At 46.0% G+C, this 2,015-nt stretch carries 2 protein-coding genes; both read left to right on the top strand.

Features of this window, described 5'->3' with window-relative positions; translation table 11 throughout:
- The coding region (gene fadB, locus ACS8FD_RS13335) for a fatty acid oxidation complex subunit alpha FadB (protein WP_439276239.1) at positions 1–1,720 on the top strand (1,720 nt) is incomplete at its 5' end.
- A 206-nt stretch (positions 1,721–1,926) separates the two neighbouring features.
- The coding region (locus ACS8FD_RS13330; protein WP_439276240.1) for a hypothetical protein at positions 1,927–2,015 on the top strand (89 nt) is incomplete at its 3' end.

Genomic DNA, 2,015 nt, shown 5'->3' with positions numbered 1-2,015 from the left:
AGGTTTTGGTGGTACGGTTCGTAGTACACGTGTAATCGGTATCGATAACGCGCTTGAGCTAATCGCCACTGGCAAGCCAAAAAAACCATTGGAAGCTCTCAAGCTAGGCTTGGTTGATGCAACCGTTCCTGCTGATGACTTACAGGATGCTGCCATTGATTTGGTCAAAAAATGCATCTCAGGTGAGCTTGATTGGCAGGCCAAGCGTGAAGAGAAACTAAACCCTGTTAAGCTAAACCAGCTTGAGCAAGCGATGGCGTTTAACAGTGCCAAAGGCATGATCTTCTCTAAAGCCAATCCTAAGCAGTACCCAGCACCAGCCATCGCGATCGAAGCGATTGAAAAGCATGTTAACTTGCCACGTGATAAAGCGATTGAAGTTGAAGCTGCTGGTTTTGCAAAAGCTGCCAAAACGCCACAAGCAGAGAGCTTGGTTGGTCTGTTCTTGAATGATCAATTGGTTAAAAAATTAGCGAAGCAGCACAGCAAGCAAGCACATGATATCAATGAAGCGGCCGTACTAGGCGCTGGTATCATGGGCGGCGGTATCGCTTATCAGGCAGCCAGCAAGGGCTTGCCAATTATCATGAAAGACATCAAGTCTGAGCAATTAGATTTGGGTATGAAAGAGGCCAGTAAGATATTAAGTAAAATGGTCGATCGTGAGAAGATGACCCCAGCCAAAATGGGTGAAACTTTAAGCCGTATCCGTCCAACGCTGAACTATGGTGACTTTGCTGAGACTGACATCGTCATCGAAGCGGTAGTAGAAAACCCTAAGGTTAAGCATGCCGTGCTCAAAGAAGTAGAAGGTCTAGTAAAAGAAGATGCGATTTTGGCATCTAACACCTCAACGATTTCTATCACTCATTTGGCAACAGTACTTGAGCGTCCAGAAAACTTCGTCGGTATGCACTTTTTTAACCCAGTACATCGTATGCCACTGGTGGAAGTTATCCGCGGTGAAAAGTCCTCTGAAGAAGCGATTGCAACCACCGTTGCATTGGCCTCCAAGATGGGTAAAGTACCGGTTGTGGTTAACGACTGCCCAGGTTTCTTAGTAAACCGCGTATTGTTCCCATACTTCGGTGCGTTTGATTTATTGCTTAAGCAAGGTGCCGATTTTGTCCATGTTGACAAGGTCATGGAGAAATTTGGCTGGCCAATGGGTCCTGCTTACTTAATTGATGTGGTCGGTCTAGACACTGGTGTGCACGGCGCAGAAGTCATGGCGGAAGGCTTCCCTGACCGCATGAAGCCTGATTATAAAGGTGCGATCCAGCATTTATATGAAAACGAGCGTCTAGGTCAAAAGAACGGCGTTGGGTTTTATAAGTACGAAACAGATAAGCGCGGTAAGCCGAAGAAAGTCGCTGACGACGCCACTTATGAGCTATTAAAAACCACGACAGATAGCGACACGCGGGAATTTGATGATCAAACCATCATTGACCGCACTATGCTGGCTTTCTGTAATGAGACCGTACGCTGTCTAGAAGACAATATCGTCAGTACGCCAAGTGAGGCTGATATGGCGATGATCATGGGTGTTGGTTTCCCGCCGTTCCGCGGTGGTCCTTGCCGTTATATCGACCAAATGGGTCTAGATAACTACTTGGCACTGTGTGAAAAGTACGCACACCTTGGCAAAGCCTATGAAGCCCCGCAAAAGATTCGCGACATGGCAGCTGCAGGTGAGACTTTTTACGCCACAGCGTAACGAGCATACCGTATAAGGATAAGTGGGGTGCGTTTGCAAGTATCGCTGATAGCAATGGCTATATCGAGAAAGTGAACAGCAAGCGTACCGTTTTGTTCGGTTCAATTTGTTTCTAGCCCTAAAAAGTTAGGTATACAAGTACATATCGTATCTAGTATCAAAGCGAACTGATAACACTGACAATAAAAATTGAAAAGGAAAATAGTATGACAACTTTAAGTCCAAAAGATGTGGTCATCGTAGACGGTGTACGCTCAGCCATGGGAAAATCTAAAAACGGTATGTTTCGCCATGT

The organism is Psychrobacter sp. 1U2, assembly GCF_051847575.1.
The sequence above is the reverse complement of the archived record's forward strand: the minus strand, read 5'-3'. Positions and strand labels throughout refer to the sequence as shown.